This is a genomic window from Pseudomonadota bacterium (genome assembly GCA_034660915.1).
In the GTDB taxonomy this organism is placed as follows: Bacteria; Desulfobacterota; Anaeroferrophillalia; order Anaeroferrophillales; family Anaeroferrophillaceae; genus DQWO01.
The window spans coordinates 1-7769 of sequence record JAYEKE010000216.1 but is presented as its reverse complement, the minus strand read 5'-3'; the positions used below and the strand labels follow the sequence as shown (position 1 = coordinate 7769).

Sequence of the window (7769 nt, the reverse complement as noted above, 5' to 3'; positions counted from 1 at the left end):
TATGCAGCGCGGTCAAGCAATGCCCGGCCAGACGGAAATGTTTGTCCATGATTGCCAGGGACAAATCGTTTATTTTGAGATTCAAGAGGGAAAAGGCGATCTCAAAACGATGATGCGGCAAATGAGCGAGAAATGGCAGGGCTACATCGGCAAAACGCCCCCCTTGATAATCGTTGACCGCGAGGGATGGGGGGTAGAGCATTTTTTATCCTTGGCCGGATACCGATTTGTGACATGGGAGAAATTCAGCGACAGCAAGGAATTACGCGCAATTGCCGAAGACTCGTTCAGTGAGGAGTTCTTTGTCAACAACAAAGCCTACCGGGCATTTGAAGATGAGAAAATTTATCGGGATAACAAGAAAAACCACATTACCCTCAGACGAATCGTTATCTGGAACCAAAAGACCGACAGGCGGGTTGCGTGCGTATGTCAAGATGATCAGGAGTCCACGATCTCTATTGCGACCGCCATGTTAGGCAGATGGGGGTGCAGTGAAAACGCTTTTAAGCATATGGCCGCCCAGCTTGATATGCATTACAACCCGGAAAAAGATGCTTCCAGCGACAGTGCCGAGCAATCAATTGCTAATCCGCAGCTAAAAGAGTTAAAAGATAAAAAAAAGAAGCTGAAACAAAAGCTAACAAAAACCGAACGAAGCCTGGGGAAATTGCCGTTAACAAAGAACAAAGACGGTTCGTTACGCAAAAGCAAAATGCGCGAGGACTTGACCGAAAAGGTGGCGCAATTGAAAGCGGCGATAAGCGAAACAGAGGAAAATATTGCAAATTGCCCGGAGCGGATAGATATAAACGAGATCACCGGCAAACATTTCAAGGTAATAGAGATTGAAGGCAAAAATTACTGGAATTTAGCCGAAACACTTTTTTGGAACAGTCGTAAGAAATTAATCGAAATATTCCGGAGGTTTTTATCAAACGAACGGGATTTGCAGCCGGGACTGGATGCTATTACGCAGAGTCGAGGCTGGATAAAGAGCACAAAGGAAGTAATGGTGATAAGGCTTGAGCCGCTTGAGACACCAAGGTTTCACGCAGCTCAGATACAATTGTGCAGGTATCTGAATGAGCAAGAGATTCGGCTCGAAAATGGAAAGCGCCTCTTATATGATGTGGGGCCGGACCCAAGAGGCAGTGTCCAATGAAATCTGTGCTTTTTGAGGTTATTTGAAGAAGTCTGTTATAAAAAAAAATCAAAAGATTATGATGCTATTTTACATGTTAAAATGCTAAATTAATGCCGGAATCACTAACGGTATGGATAAAAGGATTGAGTCCTACTCCAGTGGCCAAGGTTCACAGTATACCAAGTCACAACTACCGGTAGAGTTGGTTTACTATGAACCAGCAGAAAATCGCAGCGAAGCTACTCGGCGTGAATTGGAAATCAAAGGATTGTCGCGAGGGGATAAAATGAAGATGGTTGGTTATTGAAAATAAATGAACAAAAAAGGACGATACTCAACTTCCGGGTTTACCGAAGATCAATCTGAACCGGGTTCAAATGGCCAGGTCTTGAAAAATCTTCTTGGGATCATCACCCAGGCAGAGATGGAACGTATTGAAACTGAGCTGCTCTTTGAGCTCACCGATCAGCTGCTGGATGAGTGTGACCTCAATAAAAAGTTTGCGGCTGAGGATATTCTACAGATGCACTACCGGTGGTTGGGGACGGTATATGCATGGGCCGGACACTACCGACAAGTAATGATGAGCAAAGGAAATTTCCCATTTGCCGCACCAGCATATATTCCTAAGCTCATGACGGACTTTGAGCGCGATTTTCTTGCCAAATATACACCTTGCTCGTCTTCTTTTCGATCAGAGGTCATTTCTTCCCTGGCCGCCGTTCACACCGAACTCATCATCATTCATCCTTTTCGCGAAGGCAATGGCAGAATCGCCAGGCTGCTTGCAACCCTGATGGCTTTACAAGCAGGTCTTCCCCCTCTAGATTTCAGTGATTTTGCCAAGATACGCCAGGAAGAATATTTTACAGCAGTGAGAAAGGGATTGGATCGAAACTATGAACCGATGGAAGCCGTTTTCAGGAATGTCATTAATCGCTCTTTGCAGAATTATGAAGGATAGAACAATTATTATTTTTAGATAAATAGTCAGCAACAATTTTTCGCGCAGCAATACCTTCAATGGCAGAAGATGAGCATACCGAAGCCACCACTGACGCTCGGCGCTTTTCAGCGTTTTTAAGATAAGGATTTGATTGGCTAAGTTTTGTATCTTTCATAACGAAGCAACATAACACAAATTCAAAAAATTTTCAGCAAATTTCTCTTTTAAACAACAAAAATCGAGAAAATTTTCATACAAATATAACACGATCCGTTCTACAAAAAGCTACCTTCATTTCACATAGTGAATTGTTTCAATTTTGGCAAGTAGGCGTTTGTAGCTGGTTTTAAAATAGTCAACGGGTTCGATTCCCGCCACATCTTATGTTTTGCCCCCCCCATAGCGATTTTACAAATATATAATTGTCGCTCATCAAGTAGCATCGTTTAAGATGGTATTATGGAAAATTCGCATCTAAAATGCGGAAATGTTCTCGCAAGTGCCGAATTATTTTTTCGTTAAATGTTGAAAAAAGTGAGTTTCAAAAGGCAAAGTGGCGGTCAAAATGGCGGTCAAAAGAAAAAAGCACCTAACCGATATGGGCTAAGTGCTTAATATTACTGGTGGGCCGTGCAGGGATCGAACCTGCGACCCTCTGATTAAAAAGGTAGATCCTGGATTCGAAAATCAACTCCTCTACTGGGGATACTGCTGGGGACACAAAATAATAAAAAGGGGTTAGCCAACAAATATCAGCTATCCCCTTAATCTTACTGGCGGGCAATGCAGGATTCGAACCTGCGGCCTTTGGCTCCGGAGGCCAACGCTCTATCCAACTGAGCTAATTGCCCTAAAGTCATGGGAAGAACTCTGTTACCATACATGGACAGACTTTGACAAGTTCATATTACAAAAAACACCACATTTCTCTCTGCCAACTATTGCCCCCAACTCACGGCATGGCAGCCAAGGGTAAAAAGGATTTTAATTGCCGGAACTCAAACCGGCAAATAAGCGGTTGAGAAAAAACTGACAAACCATTATATTCGCAAAAAAAATTACGCAGCCAATCACGGTTCAAGAACAGCAATAATCTTACCGGACAGCAGAGATTTTAAGGATTTCATGAACATCTATGGCATTATCATTCTGGCAACGCTGCTGATCGATTTCAGTTTGCAGCTGCTTGCCGACTTGCTGAACCTCAGGGCTTTACAGGAGACAATACCGGCTGAATTCCAGGATACCTTCGACCCTGACCGCTACCAGAAATCCCAGCAATACCTGCTGGTTACCACCCGCTTCGGTTTATTCACCGCTACGATATCGCTGGCAGCCACCCTGATTTTCTGGTTTACCGGCGGCTTCAACTTCCTGGATATCCTGGTCCGGGGATGGAAATTTCCGGAGCTTCCAACCGGGCTTCTGTATATCGGCCTGTTATTGCTGCTGAAAATGATCCTCTCTCTACCATTTACTATTTATGATACTTTTGTTATTGAAAGTCGCTTCGGTTTCAACAAAACCACCGTTACAACTTTTATCACCGACCGGATCAAAGGGGTTATTCTGGCAGTCCTGATTGGCGGCCCCCTGCTGGCCGGCATTCTGTTCTTTCTGGAAAAAACCGGACAACTGGCCTGGCTCTATTGCTGGTTCATTTCAACCGCATTAACCCTGGCCATTCAGTTCATTGCCCCAACCTGGATTATGCCGTTGTTCAACAAATTCACCCCGCTCGCCGAAGGATCATTGAAGGAAGCCATCCTGAACTATGCCAGTTCAGTCAAATTCCCCCTGGAAAATGTTTTTGTGATTGACGGATCACGCCGTTCCAGCAAGGCCAATGCCTTTTTTACCGGTTTTGGCAAACGTCGCCGCATCGCCATCTTTGACACCCTGATCGAGCAGCAGAGCACCGGCGAACTGGTGGCCATCCTCGCCCATGAAATCGGCCACTACCGCAAAAAGCATATCTTGAAAAACCTGCTGCTGGGGATCATCCACATGGGCTTCATGTTCTACCTGTTGAGCCTTTTTATCGGCCAGCCGGGCCTGTTTGCCGCTTTCTACCTTGACCAGCCATCCATCTATGCCGGTTTGATCCTCTTTGGCCTGCTTTATTCGCCGGTGGAATTTCTGCTGGCCATTATCCTGCAGTACATTTCGAGGAAATATGAATATGAGGCAGACGCCTTCGCCGGCCAGACTACCGGCGACCCTGAATCCCTGGTCAGCGCCTTAAAAAAACTGGCGGCAAATAACCTGAGCAATCTCAGCCCTCACCCCCTGTACGTACTGCTCCATTATTCCCACCCACCGTTGGAACAAAGAATTGCCGCGCTAAGAAATAAAGAAATGAGCGAGAGCCATGCCGGAACATCACCTGAAATTTATTTCAGCAGTTTTTAGAACAATTCAGAAAGTTGAGGAATAGAAAAAAGACAGGATTCAAGATAAAAACAGCAGTTCCGGCAGCGTTTCACGGATCAGCTGACAGGATTTTTCAACCACCCGCTCATGGCGGTCCAGCCATTGGGCATGACCGGAAGCTCCGGCAATATTACTGACCGCAAATAAGGCCGTCCCCGCAAGATTAAATTCCTGGCAGGCAGCGGCAAAGGCAAAGCATTCCATCTGTTCGGCCGTTGCCTGATAGCGGCAGCCTAGCTGACCGGCCAAGGCATCATCGGCCGTAATGGCGGCAGGACTCAGACAGCGGCCACTAAGAACTTGGCGTCTCTGCCAGAATTCCGCCTGCAAAGGCAACTCCTGTTGCATGATTTTCGGAAAGTATCCTTGGCCTTGGATTACCAAACCATCAGCCAAAAGCACGGATGAAGGGCTAAAAAGGGCGGGGATAGGAGAATCAGCAACAGCAAATCCGGGATAGATGCCGCAGGTACCGGTCAAGAGTGCCTGTTTGAGGGGAAATTGTGACTGGATTCGGGCAAACCCCAATAAAAAGCTGCAGCTGCCGATGCCCAAGGCCGCCAGCAGTAGAGGTTTCGATCGGTGCTGAAAGAGATTCTCGTCCTGCTGGCTGAAATCATCATCAAGCAACGGTTTAAATTCACCGGGGATAGCGGCACAAATGAGGATCATTTTTCTTCGCTGGATGCGAGACAATTATTGGTCAATGAAAATGTCTTCAGGACTCTGATGGGCCTGTTGCAAGGCAGCATAAGCCCTGGTAAAAAAAGCGTCAGGAGACTCACCAGTGCGGGCAATGGCACCGCCGACTACCGCGGAAAGAGTCACATCAGCATTTTCTATCGTAATCTTTGAAGCATGAAGAAGCATTTTTTCAGCCACCCGCAGACTGCCGTCGGTAGTGGCATTGGCCAGCGTCAACCAGAAAGTGGCATGGTCATAACCACCAACAAAATCAGCCCGCCGGACGATTGACTGCAAACTCCCATAAATCGCCCGCAAAGTTGACTTCCAGGCATCCAGGCCAAGGGAATCAATAAGTGACTGGTAATTCTTTAGCTCCAGGAACAACAGGGTAAAAGGGATATTATAGCGGGCCAGTAAAGCCAGCTGCTGAGGCATCATGAATGAAAGTTCATACTGGCTGGGAATGTCGCTCAGCTGTTCACGGTTCGAGAACGGCTCACCATCAGCCATATCGTCCAGACTCGACCAGGAAAAAATCCCCACCAGAAATGAACCGGCATCGTCCCCCCCGGAGTCGGAAGAGGAAGAAACCGGAAAAAAAAGAATATCCACTGGCATCAGATCTTCAGTCACGGTAATCATTTCACACTGCCGGCCAACATGCTGCACCTCGGAAAATACTGCCGGGGGCTCAATCTGGATCAGATTTTCCAACGGTTCACCACCATCAACAAGAATTTTAACGGCAATTTCAGCCCACGGCCGGGATTTAGCCTGAGCTTCATCCAACCCGGTCATTTGCTGCAACTGACGGTTCCACATTTCAACTGTTCCATCGTCCGACAAAACGACCAACCCACAAGGAACCAGATCAGCCAATGCCCGCAAAAGTTGCTCATTACCCCACTGTATGCTCATGCCTGGCTCCGTTTCTTACTACCTGGTAAAAAAGTGGTCCCCGGTACTATCGATTTTACGACTTTTTGTAAAACCATCATTACTGGTAGACTTGTAAAAGCTCATCGACTTCCCGAATTTTTTTTACGCTTCCTGGTCACGGTAACTACCGGCCGATCTGAAGCAGCGGCTGAAACCGTCTGATCCTCTTGAACCGCTACCATGCTATCCGCAGCCAAATTACTAAAGAAGTCAAAATCACTACCCGCGGCTTCCAGATTGGCTTTCTTGATGCGCTCATAAACTTCACCCCGAAGCAACTTAACCTCTTTCGGAGCCTCTACACCCAATTTAACCGTCCCACCTTCAATAGACAGGACGGTTATGACAATATCATCGCCGATATTAATAGATTCATTGCTTTTTCGTGCCAATATCAACAATGCTTGATCCTTGAAATACTATCAGGGGTTCAAACAGCAACCGCCAATCACCCACCATTCACCTGTTTTTCATTTGCTGATTCAAGACCCACCTCGCCGGAATACTGACAATGATGATCAACAAATTGCATTGCCAGATTTTTTTTCTGATTAATTATCAGCGGACCCTGCATATTAAGCTGTAATAGTTTGTTCCCAGCCTGCATGGCAGCCAGGACAAAAATTTTCACATCATCTTCATCTTCAATGCCGATTTCATCAGCTTCTTCCCGGGAAATCTCCAACATATAATCGGGATATGCCAAATGAGGGTCAATCAGCGGAAAAGCCAGTTCCGGACGTTCCAGAGACTGCAACCAGACAAACGGCCCCTGACTGTGCTGGTGAATGATAATATACTTGCTCAGATTTGTAAAGCCAAACAACCCACCCTTAATCCAGATTTCTTGTCCTTCACTGATTTCTATATCACCAAAACGACTGGTAGAATACTGCAATGAACCCTCCCTGGAAACCATGTAATTTTCCATCCGGAAATGAATGTTTCCGGATGAGCTGCTAGCTTTCAGCCTTCAGCTCTCAGCTTAACCGGTTGTTTTTTCAATATTTCACTGAAAGCTGACTGCTGATCGCTGATAGCGTTCATCAGGAAATGAATGTTTCCAGATGAACACTATGTAAGATAATCAAGAATCGTGGTGGAATATATCCTGGCCGAAGCCGCCAAAGTCGCCTCATAGGCATTCTGGGCCGAGTTGTAATTCATGATCGCTTCCGTAATATCAACTTCCTTAATATCAGCGATAAACGATTTAAGATCGATGGTCCGCTGTTCATAGGTATTGACGGAACGATCAATATGATTCATCCGGGCACCCACGGTGGCCAACTGCCCCTCAAAATAGGCCAGGTAGCGCTGAACTTCCAACAATCTGCCACTATTAACGGTTGACGCCTGATGCGTATCCACACCATCATTAACTTCAAGTCCCAGGGTTGAGGAAAGGACAACAGCATTATTTTCCTGGAGGCCGAATTCAGCCGCGGAAGAAAAAGTGATAGTACCGTTGTTGCTGTTGTAGACTGTATGATCTTCAGCTCCAGGAGGGACGGCGTTAATAGAATCATAGGCAACCGGCGGACCGACTTCATATGCACCGGCATGATACACCGTGGTTTCAGGATCAGCACCGCCAGAAGCATTCCCCCCCAGTCC

The 7769-nt window shown here is 46.4% G+C and carries 8 protein-coding genes, 1 tRNA gene and 1 pseudogene; 4 read left to right on the top strand and 6 right to left on the bottom strand.

What is annotated here, in order from left to right; all coding sequences use genetic code 11:
* The 3 genes from U9P07_12015 to U9P07_12005 form a co-directional block, all read left to right on the top strand.
* Positions 1-1165: hypothetical protein (locus U9P07_12015; GenBank protein ID MEA2110129.1), on the top strand; the 1165-nt coding region annotated here is incomplete at its 5' end.
* An 88-nt stretch (positions 1166-1253) separates the two neighbouring features.
* A complete protein-coding gene (locus tag U9P07_12010) occupies positions 1254-1454 on the top strand; it encodes a GIY-YIG nuclease family protein (protein ID MEA2110128.1) in 201 nt (66 codons plus the stop codon).
* Between the two features lie 6 nt (positions 1455-1460).
* A complete protein-coding gene (locus U9P07_12005) occupies positions 1461-2111 on the top strand; it encodes a Fic family protein (protein MEA2110127.1) in 651 nt (216 codons plus the stop codon).
* A gap of 756 nt (positions 2112-2867) precedes the next feature.
* Here the strand turns inward: U9P07_12005 and U9P07_12000 are convergent.
* A tRNA-Arg gene (locus U9P07_12000) sits at positions 2868-2944 on the bottom strand.
* Positions 2945-3218: 274 nt separating this feature from the next.
* Between U9P07_12000 and U9P07_11995 the strand changes: the two genes are divergently transcribed.
* Positions 3219-4505: a M48 family metallopeptidase gene (locus U9P07_11995; GenBank protein MEA2110126.1), complete on the top strand. Its 1287-nt coding sequence runs from the start codon at positions 3219-3221 to the stop codon at positions 4503-4505.
* 39 nt (positions 4506-4544) lie between these two features.
* On the opposite strand, the gene U9P07_11990 is transcribed toward U9P07_11995, so the two are convergent.
* From U9P07_11990 to U9P07_11970, 5 genes and pseudogenes are all read right to left on the bottom strand, one after another.
* The gene (locus tag U9P07_11990) at positions 4545-5198 is read right to left on the bottom strand and encodes a hypothetical protein (protein ID MEA2110125.1); all 654 of its coding nucleotides are present in this window, start codon (positions 5196-5198) and stop codon (positions 4545-4547) included.
* Positions 5199-5222: 24 nt separating this feature from the next.
* The gene (locus U9P07_11985) at positions 5223-6131 is read right to left on the bottom strand and encodes a diguanylate cyclase (GenBank protein MEA2110124.1); all 909 of its coding nucleotides are present in this window, start codon (positions 6129-6131) and stop codon (positions 5223-5225) included.
* A gap of 230 nt (positions 6132-6361) precedes the next feature.
* A pseudogene (csrA, locus tag U9P07_11980) lies at positions 6362-6553 on the bottom strand (carbon storage regulator CsrA).
* Between the two features lie 47 nt (positions 6554-6600).
* Positions 6601-7083, bottom strand: a complete 483-nt coding sequence (fliW, locus tag U9P07_11975; GenBank protein MEA2110123.1) for a flagellar assembly protein FliW — start codon at positions 7081-7083, stop codon at positions 6601-6603.
* A 143-nt stretch (positions 7084-7226) separates the two neighbouring features.
* Positions 7227-7769 (bottom strand): flagellin (locus U9P07_11970; GenBank protein MEA2110122.1); only part of this gene is annotated, 543 nt, incomplete at its 5' end.